Consider the following 15,190-nt stretch of genomic DNA (forward strand, 5'->3'; position numbering starts at 1 on the left):
CGGCGCGGCCTTTCAACCCCTAGTCGCCGCCTAGTCGACAAAGACCAGGTCGATGTCGGCGGGGATCAGCTTCGCCTTGGCGGCGCGGCCGAGGAATTCCCGGATTCCGGCGCGGCCCCGCTCGCCGTAGTCGACGGTGAGGTCGTTCACGTACATCCCGATGAAGTCGTCGGCCAGCTGCGTGTCGAGGCCCCGGCCGTAGGGGAGGGAGTGGGCGACGCCCTCCTTCCGGTGGGCGAGGCCGTAGGCGATGCTCTCCTTCATGATCGCCGTCAAGGTGCGGCAGAGGTCGATGCCGAGGCTCTTCTTCACGACGTTGCCGCCGAGGGGGAGGGGGAGGCCGTTCGTTTCCTGGAACCACCACGCGCCGAGGTCCTCGCAGAGGACGAAGCCTTCGGCGGCGTAGGTGAGCTGCCCCTCGTGGATGATGAGGCCGACGTCGGCCTTGCCCGCCTTCACGAACTCGAAGATCTGGTCGAAGGGAACCTCGACCCAGTCGATCTCGGCCAGCGGCTTGCCGAGGTAGAGCTGGAGGGCGAGGGAGGCCGAGGTCATCCGTCCGGGGACGGCGATCTTCGCCTTGGAGATCTCCTCCTTGGAGAACGGCTTCAGCGCGACGAGGCGGGGCCCGTAGTTGTCCCCCATGCTCGCCCCGCACGGCATCAGGGCGTACTTGTCGGTCAGGTGGGCGTAGGCGTGGATCGAGACGGCGGTGGTGTCGAGTTCCTCGCGGAAGGCCCGCTGGTTCAGCGTCTCGATATCCTGGAGGATGTGCTCGAAGGTGTGGCCCCGGCTGTCGATCAGGCCCTTCGCGAGGGCGTAGAACATGAAGGCGTCATCGGGATCGGGGGAGTGGCCGAGGGTAAAGTGCATAGGAAGGAGCGTCTTTCTTAAAGCCCCCCCCTTTCCCCTGCGAGGATTTTTTGCGGGGAGGGTCATTTGACAGGGCCGGTTTCCAGTGCGATCCTTAGGGAGCAACAGGTACATCAATCACCAAAAGAAAGGGGTAAGTTCTATGGAAACGGGGTTTTCTTTAAAGGGTCTCTCTTCGGTTCGGCTTCAATTTCAGGGGTTCCTGATGGCGCTCGCCGTCCTGGCCCTGACGGCGCTTCCCGGCTTCGCGGCCCAGGGAGAGCCCGAATCGTTCTCGCTCAAGGTGGAGCGCAATCACTTGCTGGTCATTGACTTGAACGGGAAGACCGTAGTCAATCTCCCGCCCGAGACGATCGGACGGCCCGTCACCGTCGGCGGTTATTCTTTCACCCTGACCTACGGACGGAACTCGGTGGGCGACCTCGCCGTCGTCCTCGCCCCCAGCGCCTCGAATCCCGGCGGCCTCAGCTTCTCGATGAACGGCCATCATGTGGAAATGGATCGCGGCGCGGGGATCGGCAGCCTGCCGGTCGCGGTCACGATCACCGTCTCCAACGTGGCGGGGCAGACCCAGACCCGGATCGAGGCCTCGAGCAGTGACGCCCCCGTGAAGGTCGACGGCCAGGTCGCCACCGTCGCGGCCTCCTCGGCGGCCCCGCTGAACGCGGTGAACCTGGCGGGGATCGACACCGTTCCGGGCGATACCTCGGCCCAGACGCCCGTTCCTTACAAGGCGAACGGCGACGATCCGAACGCCCTCGGTGCCTCCTACACCCTCCTGCCGACCACGGGGACGGTGACGATCAACCTGAATCCGGCGGCGACGACTCCGTTCTAAGGCCTTGATGGCCTGAAGGTAGGTCTCGGGTAAATCCTTCAGGAAAGGAGACCCGGCGCGATCAGTCCGAATGCCGCTCTAGGGGAAAATAGGGCTTGTCTTTTCAGAGTCGGGGAGGGAAATTGGTACCCAATTACCCCCCCGAATATGAAAACCTTCCTTCTCTCGTTTTCCAAGATCGGTTTCGGCGTGGCCGTCCTCGCCGTGGCGATGATGCTCTCGCTCACGCCCGCCTTCGCGGCCGACGAAAAGAAGGCCGAGTTCTCGATCAAGATCGAGGGCGGCAAGGCGATCGTCTCCGATGCCAACGGCAAGGTCGTCGCGACCGTCGCGACCGGCACCGTCGCCCAGACCCTCACCGTCGGCGGCAGTGCGATCCAGATCACCTTCGGCAACGACGCTTCCGGCAATGCCTCCCTCAGCGTCACCCCCGCCCCCGGCTCGACCGCCCCGGTGAGCTTCACGATCAACGGCAAGCGGGTCGAGGTTGCCGCCCCCGCGCCCGGCGCCACCTCCCCTTCCGTCGTCAACGTCACGGTCGCCTCGAACGGCCAGACCACGGTGACCTCCTCCGGCGGCGGCAGCGTGAAGGTCAACGGCCAGACCGTCGCCAACACCCCGGCGGCGACGAGCCCCGCCACCACCGGCGGCGTCGATCTCTCCAACGTCACCTCGACGCCCTCCGACGCCTCGGTCGCCGCCGTCGGCACGGCCGGTGCCACCGGGATCAACGCCGACGGGACGAAGTCGAACGGCACCGGGACGACCACGGCGACCCTCGCCTCGACCACGCCGACCATCCCCAATCCCCCCGTCGTCCCGAACCTCAATCCCGCCGCGACGACGCAGTTCTGATCGCCCTTCCGCCTTTCCTTTTCCCAACGCCGCATTTCCCCGGGAATGCGGCGTTTTTTATTGCGCTGGGATCGCTTCGGGACAGGCTCCCTTTCATGTTGCTGATGCCGCCCATGCCGCTGGCTGACGACACAACGGGGCTGAGGGGACCCGCATGAGCGCCATCGCTCCCGCCTCCGTTTTTCCGCCGCGCCCCCCGCGCATCCCCGCGTGGCGGATCTTCTTCTGGGTCGCGGGCGGCATCGGCCTTCTCCTGCTCCTACTCGGGATCACCGTCATGGTCGGCTGGCATTTCGGGATCAAGGAGCTGGTCCAGATCCGGCCCGATTACCCGCAGATGCAGTACCTCACGGCCCTCGTCTTCCTTCTCTCGGGGATGGGGCTGCTGGCGCTGCTGGGGGAATGGCGGAGGGTGGCGTCGGTGATCGGGGCGTTCGTCTGCTGGATCGGTTTGGCCGTCCTCAGCGAGGCCCTCCTCGGCACCCTTTTCCCCATCAACCGCTGGATCGATTTTCTCCCCGCGTTGCCGAACGGCTATCACGGGCGCCCCGCCCCGGTCACCGCCTTCTGCTGGATCGTCATGGGCGGGCTTTTCATGATCACCGGATCGTCCCGGGTTCCGAAGGCCGTCCGTTCCCCCCTCGTCTGGCTCGGCGCGATGGTGATCCTCTTCGTCTGCCTGCTGAAGCTGATGAGCTACTTCGTCGGCTTCGTCTCGCTCTACACCTGGGGGAATTACATCGGGATGGCCTTCCATACCGCGTGGGGGCTGGTCCTCTTCGGCATCGCGATCCTCGCGGTCGAGATGAACCTGGAGGGGCGGCGGGGCGAGGCCGGACTCCTCCACTCCCGTTGGCTGCCGCTGCTGACGGGCGCGGCCTCGGCCCTCTCGGTCATCCTGGTCTGGGAGGGGCTCCGCATCGACCACTACCACCAGATGGAGGCCAAGGCGCGGCTGGTCGCCGAGACGCTGAAGCTCCAGATCGTGGAGCGGGTCAACGCGCGGATCCAGGAGATCGACCGGATCGCCCTCCGCTGGGAGGAGCGGAACGGGACGCCCCGCGACGAGTGGGAGAGTGACGCCACGCGGCACACCGGGGCGCTCGAGTCGTTCCTCGCGATCGAATGGATCGACGTCGCCGGACGGCTCCGCTGGGCGGTGCCGACGACGGGGGCGCAGAAGGCCGGCGGCAAGGTCGTCGGCGAGGTCGGCTTCTGGAACGCCGCCCCGGCGCTCGAGCGGGCGCGGCGGGACCGGTGCATGGTCTTTTCCCCGACCGTCGACCTCATGCTCGGCGGGCGCGGCTTCCTCGTCTACCGCCCCCTCTTCCCGGCGAAGGGCTTCGACGGCTTCATCGTCGCCGTGCTGCGGACCGGCGACCTCTTCCACGGCGTCTTCTCCTCGGCCGGGTTCTCCGCCTATTCGGTCGCCATCTGCGAGGAGGACGAGCCGGTCTACCTCTCCACCGGCTTCGCCGAGGCGATCGAGAGCGTCCAGGCGCAGGCGACGCTCGATTTTTGCGGGCACCAGTGGGTCCTCACCGTCTCGCCGACGACGGCGATGGAGGAGGAGGCAGGCGGCGGCCTGCCCCGGCTGATCCTCTTCCTGGGGCTCGGATTCTCCCTGGCCCTCGCGTTCTCGGTCCGCGCGTTCCAGCAGGCCCGGGCGAAGACGGCCGTCGCCGACGCCGCCCGGGAGCGGCTCCAGCGCGAGATCGTCGAGCGGCGGCGGATCGAGGAACAGCTCCGCCACAGCGAGGAGCAATACCGCTTCATGGTGAACAACGTGAAGGACTACGCCATCTTCCTTCTCGACGCGACGGGGCACGCCGTCTCGTGGAATCCAGGCGTCGCCCAGATCAAGGGCTATTCCGAAGGGGAATTCCTCGGGAAGCACATTTCCGTCTTCTACCGTCCCGACGACATCGCCGAGGGGAAGCCCGAACGGGGGCTGAAGATCGCCGAGGAGACGGGCCGCTACGAGGACGAGGGGTGGCGCATCCGCAAGGACGGGACGCCGTTCTGGGCCGTGGTGACGATCAACGCCCTGCGCGACGACGACGGGCGGCTCCTCGGCTTCACGAAGTTCACCCACGACCTCACCGACAAGAAGAACGTCGAGGACCAGCTCCGCGAGGAGAGCCGCAAGGCCCAGGAGGCGAACCGGCTGAAGGGGGAGTTCCTCACGAACATGACCCACGAGCTGCGGACCCCCCTCAACGCCATCATCGGCTTCTCCCAGTTCCTCGCCGGGGAGACTCCCGGGCCGCTCAACGACAAGCAGAAGGAATTCCTCCGCGACGTCGAGGCGAGCGGCAAGCACCTGCTGCGGCTCATCAACGAGATCCTCGACCTGGCGAAGATCGAGGCCGGGAAGCTCGAGCTCTCCATCGAGTCGTTCTCCGTGAAGGCCCTCGTCGAGGAGGTCACCGGCGTCCTCCGCCCGCTCCTGACCGAAAAGGGGCTGATCGTCGAGACCGAGTTCTCGATGGGCGACGACCAGGTGGCCCTCGATCTCCTGAAGATCCGACAGGCGCTCTACAATCTCCTTTCCAACGCGATCAAGTTCACCGACAGCGGCGGGCGGATCTTCGTCCAGGCCCAGGCGGCGGAGGCCGGCTTCTTCGAGATCCGGGTCAGCGACACCGGCCTCGGCATCAAGAAGGAGGATTTCTCTCGTCTTTTCGTCGAGTTCCAGCAGCTTGATTCGGGCGCGAGCCGGAATTATCCGGGAACGGGTCTCGGGTTGGTGCTGGTCAAGAAGATCGTCGAGGGTCACGGGGGACGGGTCGAGGTTGCCAGCGATTACGGCCATGGGACGACGTTCTCGATCATCCTGCCCCGCCTCTACAAGAAAGCCACCGACCCCGCGAAAGCCCGAGAGAACCCATGAGCGTCCCCATCCTGATCGCCGACGACCACGAGCTGAACCGCAAGCTCCTCGTCTCCCTCCTCTCCACGAAGGGCTACGCCATCGAGGAGGCGAAGGACGGCACCGAGGCCCTCGCGAAGCTCACCGCCGCCGCCGAGAAGGGCCCCGTCGTCGGCCTCATCGACTGGCAGATGCCCGGCCTCGAGGGGATCGACGTCTGCCGCAAGGCGCGAGAGGTCGCCAACGCCGACCAGCTCTATCTCATCCTCCTCACCGTCCGCGACGCCAAGTCCGACATCGTCGCCGGCCTCGAGGCGGGGGCGAACGATTACATCACGAAGCCCTTCAACGGGGAGGAACTCCTCGCCCGCGTCGGCATCGGCGCGAAGATGGTCCTCCTCCAGCAGAACCTCGCAGCCCGCGTCGCCGAGCTGGAGGTGGCGCTGGGACAGGTGAAGCAGCTTTCCGGGCTTCTTCCGATCTGCATGTACTGCAAGAAAATCCGGGACGACAAGGATTACTGGCAGCAGGTGGAGCACTACATCACCGCCCACACCGAGGCGGTCTTCAGCCACGGGATCTGTCCCGAGTGCTTCGACGGACGGCTCCAGTCGGCGCTGCAGGAATTGGATAAGTAGGGCCCTACTTCCGGTTCCGCCTCACCTCCCCGAAGCGCCACGCCATCGCCGTCCCGAGGAGCAACACCCCGAGGAAAAACAGCGCGCCGTCGAGCCGCATCCCGAGCGCGAAGGGATGGGCGCGCAGCAGCGCCAGCCCCGCGACCAGGTTCGCGAACCCCCAGAGGAAATTCACGACCGGGCTCGAGTCGCCGACGCCCCGCGGCTTGGCGAACGGGGTCGGGAACGGCTCCCCCCTCACTCCGGCGGCGAGGTGAGGCAGGGCATTGCAGAGGAAGGCTCCGGCAAAGAATGGGGCGAGGTGGGGGAGGGGATTCATGGCGTGGGGGTGGGGTTGGGTTTCATCGGCGGCGGCGTCCTCATCCAATGGGCCCCGCCCCGGGCCAGCCAGGGACCGAAGGCGAGGACGCAGAGAAGCCGGGCGAACTGCATCGCGAGGACGACGGCGGTCTCCCCGTGGAGATCGGCGGCGACGGCGGCGACCGAATCGAGCCCGCCCGGCGTCGCGGCGAGGTAGGCGCTCGGCAGGTCGACGTCCATCCGCCAGGCGATCATCCAGGCGAGGAGCGCCGAGGCGAGGAGGAGGAGCGCCGTGGTGCCGCAGACGGCGGGGAGGACGCGCCGCAGCGTGGCGATCGTCGAAGGGTGGAAGCGTCCGCCGATCCGCCACCCCATCGCCATGTAGGCGGCGGCGAGGATCGGCCAGGGCCAGGGGGAAGGCTTCACGGCGATCCCGAGCGGGCCCAGGGCGAAGCTGAGCGAAATGGGGACGAGGAATGCCGCGGCGGGAATCGGCGTCTTCGCCGCCGCGAGCCACCCCGTCGCCGCCAGCGCGATGGTCACGAGGAGGCCTATCCCGGAGAACGGTGCGACGGGCCTGACCAACGCGGCCACCGCAGGCTGCCCCGACGCCGGATGGGGCAGGTGGGCGAGGACCGGCGCGGCGATGGCCAGCGTGCCGAGGACGAGGAGGATGCGGACATACTGGATCGAGGTGACGAGGCGGGTGTCGGCCCCGAGGCTGTCGCTCATCGCCGTCATCGCCCCGGCCCCGCCCGGCATCGTTCCGAGGAGGGAGACGATGAGGGGGAGCCGCGTGAGGCGGGAGAGGAGGAGGCCGTTGAGGAGGCTCGCCGCCAGGATGAAGAGGACGGCGAAGGCGAAGAGCCCCGCATGCCGCCCCCACTCCGGAAAGACCCCCGGCGGGAAGCTCCCCGCGAGGGAGGTCCCGATCACCGCCTGGGCCGCGAGGTAGAGGGGAAGGGGGAGCGAGACCGCTTGCCATCCCCGCACCGCGAAGAGCGCCGAGACGGCGAGCGGCCCGAAGAGCCACGCGCCGGGGAGGTGGAGCGCCCGGAAGACGAGGGCCAGGGCGACGGAGAGGACGATGAGGAGGAAGAGCCTCATGCCGGGGCCAGGGCGGCCAGAATTTCCTCCGTCGAGCGGACGACCGCGATCCGGGGGAAGATCGTCTCGCAGGCGAAGCGGTGGGCCTCCGCGCCGTTGCCCGAGGCCATGGCATCCTCGGCGAGGACGAGGGTGTAGCCGTGCTCGTAGGCGGCGCGGGCGGTCGACTCGACGCCGATGTTCGTCGAGACGCCGCCGAGGACGATCTTCGTGATGCCGCGTCGGCGGAGCTGGAGATCGAGTTCGGTGCCGTGGAAGGCGCCCCACTGGCGTTTCGTGATCCGGAGGTCGGAAGGCTGGGCGTTCAGTTCGGGGGCCAGCTCCATCCAGTCGGGAGGAAGGGGAGGCATCTTGGCGGGAGCGTCGACCTCGGGCTGGAGGCGGTCGGCCCCGTCGGCGGAGAATCCGACGTTGACGAGGACGACGGTCGCCCCGGCCTTGCGGAAGGCCTCGGTGAGGCGGGCGGCGTTCTGCACCACCTCGGCGCCGGAGCGCGGCGCGGCGGGGATGGCGAGGATCCCCTTCTGGAGATCGATCAGGACGAGGGCGGTGCGGGCGGGATCGATGGGCGTGGTGGTTTTCATGGGGTGCGGATTCGGGAGGCGGCGGCAATCTGCTCGAAGGCGGGGAGGGCGGCGCGGAGCGCCTTGAAGTCGGCGGGGGAGAGCTTGGCCATCTCGGAGGCGAGCCAGGCCTGGCGGCGGTCGCGGCCCTTCTCGATGACGCGGCGGCCCGCCGCGCTGAGGGAGATGAGGATGCGGCGGCGGTCGGTGGGGTGGGGGGAGCGGACGATCCACTTGCGGCGGTCGAGGGAGTCGAGGGTCTGCCCGATGGTCTGGGGGCGGAGCTGGGTCGCGGCGGCGAGGTCGCTGGGGGTCATTTTTTCCCGTTCGTCGAGGCGGAGGAGGATGTCCTTTTGCGATTCGTTCGGGCCGTCGGGGTGGGAGAGGGCGCGGGCTTTGCGGAGGATGGGGCGGAGGGCCATGCGGAGGCGGATGGCGGTCTGCTCGATTTCGGTCATTTATTCAGTTATACTGATGATAAGGATACCTGTCAATTTTGGTTTTTGGAGGTGAGACGGCCTTTGGGGCTGGCGCGGTCGACCCTATACAGCTGGAGGCGACCCGCTTTATAGCCCAAGAGGGGCTTTGCCCCTCCTGGAACCTCCTGTTCTGAGGGCCTGAACTAGGCGGACGCGCTTGGGCGGCACCGTGTCTCCGAACTGGATTAAAATCGGCTGCTTCCCTGAGCGTCCGAGGGTGCGAGCGATAGGGAGAGAGGGGCCAATACGCCTAGACTCCTATTGGGAGAGGGGGCCTTAGGGCTGATCTAGGATCTCGACGGGGCACTTGGGGAGCATGTTCAGGAATGCTTTTCCGTAGGTCTTCGAGAGGACGCGGTTGTCGAGGATGACGATGATGCCGGTGTCCTGCTTGGTCCGGATCAATCGGCCGACGCCCTGGCGGAATTTCAGGATCGCCTCGGGGAGCGAGTAGTCGCGGAAGGGATCGCCTCCCTCCAGCTCGATCCGTTCCAGCCGCGCCTGGGTCAGCGGATGGTCGGGGACGGCGAAGGGGAGGCGGGTGAGGATGACGTTGCCCAGCGCGTCGCCCGGGACGTCGACGCCCTGCCAGAAGCTGTCGGTGCCGAAGAGGACGGCCTTCTTTCCCGTGCGGAAACGCTGCAGCAGCTTGTGCCGGGGCTGGCTCCCGTCCTGGAGGAGGAGGGTGAAGTCGTGGTTGCGGAAGAAGAGCTCCATCCGGTCGGCGATGGCCAGGAGGAGCTTGTAGCTGGTGAAGAGGACGAAGGCGCGACCTTCCGTCTCGAGGACGAAGTGCTCGATCCACCGCGCCAGCGCCCGCTCGTAGTCCTCGCCCGAGTTCGGTTCCGGCATCTTGCGCGGGATATAGACCCGCATCTGCTTCGCGTAATCGAAGGGGGAATCGAGCTTCAGCGACTCGACCGAGGGCTCGTCGGCCCCGATCCGTTTTTGAAAAAAGTGGAGGTCGCGGGCGACGGCGAGGGTGGCGCTCGTCATGATCGCCGTCTGGCCGGGGCGGAAGACGAGGCGTTTCAGCAGCGGGGCGACGTCGGTCGGGGCGGCGACGAGCTGGATCTCCTTGTACTTCGGGCTCCGCTCGACCCAGTAGACGTGGTCCTCGCGCGATTGGGTGAGGAACTCCGAGATCCCGTTCTTGAAGGAGGCGATCCGCTGGGCGCTGTCCTTCACCTCGAGGCGGAGATCGCTTTTTCCACTCGATGATTCTCCTTCCCCGACGCCGTCTTCCTCCAGGTCGTCGAGGGCCTCGATGAGGGTCCGGTGGATGCGGAGGAGGAGATAGGAGAGGGTGTCCTCGACGAGGCCGGGCTTCGAGATGCGGACCTCGTTCCCCCGGTTGAAGGGGGTCGCCCCCTCGACCTTCGCGAAGAAATCCTCGGAGGCGTGGTGGGTCTCCCCGACCAGCTTCGCCCCCTCGCCGCGCTGGAGGACCTGGAAGAGCCCCTTCTGGGTCTTCGTGTTGTAGAGCCGGTTCAGCAGGAAGCGGAGCCGGGACTGGGAGACGGTGAGGCCGAGGTGGCGGGCGGCGACGTTCTCCATCGTGTGGGCCTCGTCGAAGACGACGAAGTCGTTGTGGAAGAGGTAGCCGTTCCCCTCCTCGTCGGAGGGCGTGTTCTCGCTCTCGGCCTCGGCGGCGAGGAGGGAAAAAAAGAGTGAGTGGTTCACCACCAGCACCTGCGCCGTCTGCGCCTTCAGCCGGAGGCGCTGGTAGAAGCACCGGCTGTTCTCGCCGCCGCAGGTGCGGGGCGTGCAGACGTGGGGCTCCGAGCAGACCTGGGACCAGACGAGCATGTCGGGCGCGGGATCGAGGTCGGCCAGGGTCCCGTCCTCGGTCTTCTGGTGCCATTCCCAGAGGCGCTTCAGCTCCTCGGTCTGCGCCGTGGCGAAGAGCCCCTCGGCGTTCCGCATCGCCCGGTCGAGGCGGCGCGGGCAGAGGTAGTTCTGGCGGCCCTTCAGGAGGACGGCGGTGAACTCCTGCGGGATCAGTTTCTGGACGAGGGGGATGTCCTTCAGGAAGAGCTGCTCCTGGAGGTTGATCGTGTGGGTCGAGAGGATCGCCTGCCGCCCTTCCTCCAGCGCGTGATAGATCGCGGGGACGAGGTAGGCGAGGCTCTTCCCGGTCCCGGTCCCGGCCTCGACGACGAGGTGGCGGCGCTCGATCAGCGCCCGGGCGACGGCCTCGGCCATCCGGGTCTGCTCCGGCCGGAGCTCGAAATTACGGGCCTCGCCGAGAGGCCCCTCGGGCGAAAAAAAACGCCCCACGCGGATGTCCAGGTCGGAGAATCCGTCGCGGGGCGCAATCATCAGCTTAGTCTATCCTACCAGGCAAACGTGAAGCGGGAGAGCCGCTTCTCGATCTCGGCCAGCGCGCGCTTCTCGTCCTCCTCGCCCTGGGCGATGAAGGTGACGCTGAAGCGGACGAAGGCCCCGGCCTCGTCCCAGGGGACGGTCGAGATCAGGTTCTCCGTGATCATCCACTGGGAGAACTCCTCGCCCGAGGCGAAGGCGAACTGCCTGCCGCCGTCCTTCGCCGTCGCCGTCTTCGGCGCGGCGACGTAGAGGAAGAAGGAACCCTTCGGCTTCTTCGCGTCGAAGCCGAGGCGCTTCAGCACCGGGACGATGAGGTCCATGCGGCGGGAGTACTTCGCCGCGATCTTCTGGGTGATCTCGGGATGGTCGAAGCAGTAGGCCGTGGCGTTCTGGATGCCGAGGAACTGGCCCGAGTCGGTGTTGTCCTTCACCGTGGCGTAGGCTTTCACGAGGAGCTCGTTGCCCGCGACGAAGCCGCAGCGCCAGCCGGTCATGTTGAAGTTCTTGCTTGCGGAATGGAGCTCGATGCCGACGTCGAGGGCGCCGGGGGTGGCGAGGAAGCTCAGCGGCTTCCCCTCGAAGACGAGGGCGGCGTAGGCGAAGTCGTGGATCACGACGATGCCGTTCGCCTTCGCGAAGGCGACGACCTCGGCGAAGAACTCGGGCGTCGCGCTCGCGCCGGTCGGGTTGTTCGGGTAGTTGATGACCAGGACCTTCGCCTTCGCCACGACGTCGGCGGGGATCGACTTCAGGTCGGGGAGGAAGTGGTTCGCGGCGAGCAGCGGAAGGTTGTGGACCACGCCGCCGTAGTACTTCGCATGGGTGCCGAAGACCGGATAGCCGGGGACCGTCATGAGGACGACGTCGCCGGGGTTGATCAGCGCGGCGGGGAGGATCGAGAGGGCCGCCTTCGAGCCGATCGAGTGGACGATCTGGGTTTCGGGATCGACCGACACGCCGCAGACGTTCTTCAGGTAACGGGCCGCCGCGTCCTTCAGGGGGGAGCCGCCGTTGTCGGCATAGCCGCGGTTGTCGGCCTTCTTCGCCTCCTTGTAGAGCTCCTCGATCACTTCGGGGAAGGCCGGTTCGTCGGGCTCGCCGACGCCGAGGTCGAAGAGTTCGGTCCCGGGGTTCGCGGCCAGCGCGGCGCGCTTCGCCCGCTTGATCTTCTCGAACTTGTAGATCGCCGTGTCCTTGCCGAAACGGTTGCCGCCGATGCGCTCGGCGAAGAGGTCTTGAATGTAGGATTCGCTCATAAAGATGGAGGGTGGAGATTAGAGGCAATCGAGGGGGCAGGGCAAGCTGGGGATTATTACCCGGTTTCCCGGGCAACCTGGCAAACACGCTAGACCGATTCCTCTCTTTCACCTTCAATGGCGACACCTGATGAAACAGCATGCCTTCCCTGCGGTGGCGGTCCTCGGCCTGGCTTTCCAGCTCCTTTCCCTCCCCGTCTTCGCGGGAACGGAGGTGGTAAGCACCAAGGCAGGAGCCCAAGCCTCGACCGCCCCCTCCACCGAGGCGGACGACCTCTGGCACCGGGATACCCTCCTCGGCGAGCTCGGCGGCTACCGTACGAAGCTCTCCGACCACGGGATCGTCATCACCCCCCTCTTCACGGCCGAACTGATGGGGAATCTCGGCGGCGGTTCCGGTGCGGGCTACAGCAGCGGCGGCGTCGGGCGGGGGCTCGGTTATGCCGGGCTGCTCAACGTCCCCGTCGATGTCGATCTCAGCAAGATGGTCGACGGCTGGAAGGGGGCGACGTTCCACGTGAACGGCCTCTGGACCAGCGGCCCGGGCCTCAGCCCCCCCTACCTCGGTGACATCGGCAACACGAGCAACATCCAGGCCTACAACACCGTCCGCCTCCAGGAGCTTTGGTTCCAGCAGACCTTCCTGGAGGAGAAGCTCTCGCTGCGGGTCGGGGAGATGGCGGCCGACGCCGAGTTCTTCACCACCTCGACGGGGGCGCTCTTCCTGAACTCGACCTTCGGGGCCTTCACCCTCCTCAGCGCGAACCTCACGAACCCCTACAATCCGCCTTCCTACCCGATGGCCGCCCCCGGCGTCCGCCTCCGGGCCCAGCCCCGCTCCGACGTCTACGTCATGGCCGGGATCTACGACGGGAACACCGAGAGCCAGACCGCGAACAAGCACGGCACCGACTTCCACCTGAACAGCGAGAGCGGCGCGGCGATCTTCACCGAGGCGGGCTACCTCCTCAACGCCGACCATGCCGAGCGCCTTCAGGGAGCCTACAAATTCGGCTCCTTCGTCCACACCCACAACTGGAACTCGTGGCAATCCCAGGCCGCCGCCGCCGCGGGGACCGGGACGAAGGTCAGCGGCGGGGTCGACGCCCTCCTTTACGGGGTGATCGACCAGCAGGTCTACCGCCGGGGAGACGCCGCGATTTCGGTCTACACCCGGGCCGGACACGGCAGCGCCGACCGAAACGCGGTCGACTGGTACGTCGATGGAGGCTTCAACTTCGCCGGGTTCGTCCCCGACCGGGAGAAGGATGTCTTCGGCGTCGCCGTCACGCGGTCGAGCTTCAGCGGGAATTACAGCGATTATCAGCTGACCACCGGGGCCGCCGCGAATCCCTACGTCGCCGAGACGACGATCGAGGCGACCTACCGCTTCCAGCTGACGCCGTGGTGGACCCTCCAGCCCGACTACCAGCACATCTTCACCCCCGGCGGGATCGACGGCGCGAAGGACGCCGACGTCCTCGGCCTCCGGACGAGCGTGGCGTTCTGATCGGACGGACAGAAGGGGAGAGGCCTAATAGGCCGTCCGGATCGGCGAGAGCATCTGCCACGCCGTCTTCATCATGATGACGAAGTCGAGCGTGAGGGACCAATTCTCCAGGTAGAAGAGATCGCTCTCGACCCGCTTCACCAGGTCGCTCTCCGTGTGGACGGCCCCGCGATGGCCGCGCACCTGGGCGAGCCCGGTGATGCCGGGCTTGATCGCCGCGCGGATCCGGTAGCTGTTGATGAACGGGGCGAAGGTCTCGTCGTGGACGGTGAAGTGGGGGCGGGGCCCGACGATGCTCATTTCCCCCCGCAGCACGTTCCAGAACTGGGGGACCTCGTCGAGGCTGTAGCGGCGGAGCCATGCCCCGGCGGGATAGAGGCGGGGATCGCCGACGCTCGTCTGGAGGGTGGCCAGCTCGTGGTCGTTCCGCATGGTGCGGAACTTCAGCATGTAGAAATGCTCCCCGCGAAGGCCGGTCCGTTCCTGGTGGAAGAAGAGGGGGCCGGGCGACTGCCGCCGCTGGAGGATCCAGACGAAGAGGCAGACCGGGGGGAGGACGAGGGCCACCGCGACCGAGGCGATGGCGACGTCGGTGATCCGCTTCAGGAGACGGTTGAAGGGATTCTCCAGCGGCTCCTCCCGGAGGGCAATGAACTGATAGCCGCCGTCGGTGAAGTAGGTGAGGGGATGGTGGAGCTTTTCCGAGAGGTTGCTGACGATGAGGAGGCGGGCGCCGTAACGCTCGCAAAGGAGGGGGATCTCCCGCAGCTGCTCCTCGCCGGGAGGGATCTCGGTGAGGACGACCATCTGGATCGTCCGCGTCTTGAGGATCGCTTCCAGTTCCGAGGTGTCGCCGAGCCACGGGATCTCCTCCCCATGGCCGCCGTTCTCGGGGGCGGGGGGGCGGACGGCGCTCAGGAAGCCCTCGATGCGGAGGCCGAGGGACGACTTCGTCCGGATCCATTCGAGGAAGAGGCGGAGTCGGTGGACCGGCTCGTCCCCGAGGCTGACGAGGAGGATCCGCTCCTCCCGCGAGCCGTCGAAGAAGATCCGGCTGAGCTTGATCGGGACGAAGTAGTGGGAGGCGAGGAGGAGGGCGTAGAGGGAGGGGATGTAGCCGACGAGGAAGGTTCGGGAGACGGCCTTGTCCTTCGCGCCGACGAGGAAGAGGACGAGGAGGCCGAGGACGAAGAGGATCTGGCGGCGGGCGAGGCGCTCCTTCTCGACGAGGTCGGGGGTGAGGATCTGGTGGACCTTCTCCGGCCGCGTCGCCGCCTCGGCGACGAGGGCGAGGACGACGAGGAAGGCGTAGACGCCGTATTGCTGGAGGAAGAAGGGGCTGTCGACGAGGTCGGAAAAGACGGTCAGCGCCGCGCAGCCGGCGAAGAGGAGGAGCGATAAAACGATCTGGCCTGCGAGGACGAGTCCGTATAAACCTTTTGCCCGTTGCGTGAACACGATGTCTTTCCTGATTGAAGAGGTTGCCGCTGCCCTTGCCGTCGGGAATTACGCTAAGGTACGGAACGGAATTGGCAATAGCCGGATCGAATCGGCACCCCTTATTTTTTGAA

Annotated in this window: 13 protein-coding genes; 5 read left to right on the plus strand and 8 right to left on the minus strand. The window is 66.7% G+C overall.

Annotated features, from left to right (window positions below):
* Positions 1-30: 30 nt before the first annotated feature.
* The gene (locus BLU04_RS08790; RefSeq protein ID WP_093284778.1) at positions 31-873 is read right to left on the minus strand and encodes an MqnA/MqnD/SBP family protein; all 843 of its coding nucleotides are present in this window, start codon (positions 871-873) and stop codon (positions 31-33) included.
* Positions 874-1,078: 205 nt separating this feature from the next.
* Between BLU04_RS08790 and BLU04_RS08795 the strand changes: the two genes are divergently transcribed.
* The 4 genes from BLU04_RS08795 to BLU04_RS08810 all read left to right on the plus strand — a co-directional run bounded on the left by BLU04_RS08795 (position 1,079) and on the right by BLU04_RS08810 (position 6,076).
* Positions 1,079-1,711 (plus strand): hypothetical protein, encoded by a 633-nt coding sequence (locus BLU04_RS08795; protein ID WP_093284781.1) that lies wholly within the window; start codon positions 1,079-1,081, stop codon positions 1,709-1,711.
* Between the two features lie 147 nt (positions 1,712-1,858).
* On the plus strand, positions 1,859-2,566 hold the full coding sequence (locus BLU04_RS08800; protein WP_093284783.1) for a hypothetical protein: 708 nt from the start codon (positions 1,859-1,861) through the stop codon (positions 2,564-2,566).
* A gap of 154 nt (positions 2,567-2,720) precedes the next feature.
* Positions 2,721-5,459, plus strand: a complete 2,739-nt coding sequence (locus BLU04_RS08805; RefSeq protein WP_093284785.1) for an ATP-binding protein — start codon at positions 2,721-2,723, stop codon at positions 5,457-5,459.
* Entirely contained in the window at positions 5,456-6,076 is a 621-nt protein-coding gene (locus BLU04_RS08810; protein WP_093284788.1) for a response regulator, read from the plus strand. Before BLU04_RS08805 ends, BLU04_RS08810 begins: the two co-directional genes overlap by 4 nt.
* A 4-nt stretch (positions 6,077-6,080) precedes the next feature.
* Here BLU04_RS08810 and BLU04_RS08815 read toward each other — a convergent pair whose 3' ends face one another.
* From BLU04_RS08815 to BLU04_RS08840, 6 genes are all read right to left on the minus strand, one after another.
* Entirely contained in the window at positions 6,081-6,395 is a 315-nt protein-coding gene (locus BLU04_RS08815; protein ID WP_093284790.1) for a hypothetical protein, read from the minus strand.
* Positions 6,392-7,483: an AbrB family transcriptional regulator gene (locus BLU04_RS08820; RefSeq protein ID WP_093284793.1), complete on the minus strand. Its 1,092-nt coding sequence runs from the start codon at positions 7,481-7,483 to the stop codon at positions 6,392-6,394. The genes BLU04_RS08815 and BLU04_RS08820 overlap by 4 nt, the downstream gene beginning before the upstream one ends.
* Positions 7,480-8,067, minus strand: coding sequence for a hydrolase (locus tag BLU04_RS08825; protein ID WP_093284796.1), 588 nt, complete (start codon positions 8,065-8,067; stop codon positions 7,480-7,482). The genes BLU04_RS08820 and BLU04_RS08825 overlap by 4 nt, the downstream gene beginning before the upstream one ends.
* Complete coding sequence (locus tag BLU04_RS08830; RefSeq protein ID WP_093284797.1) at positions 8,064-8,504, minus strand: MarR family transcriptional regulator; 441 nt, start codon at positions 8,502-8,504, stop codon at positions 8,064-8,066. The genes BLU04_RS08825 and BLU04_RS08830 overlap by 4 nt, the downstream gene beginning before the upstream one ends.
* 297 nt (positions 8,505-8,801) lie before the next feature.
* Positions 8,802-10,847, minus strand: coding sequence for a helicase C-terminal domain-containing protein (locus BLU04_RS08835; RefSeq protein ID WP_093284800.1), 2,046 nt, complete (start codon positions 10,845-10,847; stop codon positions 8,802-8,804).
* Positions 10,848-10,861: 14 nt separating this feature from the next.
* A complete protein-coding gene (locus tag BLU04_RS08840) occupies positions 10,862-12,109 on the minus strand; it encodes an LL-diaminopimelate aminotransferase (protein ID WP_093284802.1) in 1,248 nt (415 codons plus the stop codon).
* A 130-nt stretch (positions 12,110-12,239) separates the two neighbouring features.
* On the opposite strand from BLU04_RS08840, the gene BLU04_RS08845 reads away from it, so the two are divergent.
* Positions 12,240-13,619 (plus strand): carbohydrate porin, encoded by a 1,380-nt coding sequence (locus BLU04_RS08845; protein WP_093284805.1) that lies wholly within the window; start codon positions 12,240-12,242, stop codon positions 13,617-13,619.
* Positions 13,620-13,643: 24 nt separating this feature from the next.
* Here BLU04_RS08845 and BLU04_RS08850 read toward each other — a convergent pair whose 3' ends face one another.
* Positions 13,644-15,077 carry an exopolysaccharide biosynthesis polyprenyl glycosylphosphotransferase gene (locus BLU04_RS08850; RefSeq protein WP_157895225.1) on the minus strand — a complete coding sequence of 478 codons (1,434 nt, stop codon included), beginning with the start codon at positions 15,075-15,077 and terminating at the stop codon, positions 13,644-13,646.
* Positions 15,078-15,190: the final 113 nt, after the last annotated feature.

Source organism: Verrucomicrobium sp. GAS474 (assembly GCF_900105685.1).
GTDB lineage: Bacteria > Verrucomicrobiota > Verrucomicrobiia > Methylacidiphilales > GAS474 > GAS474.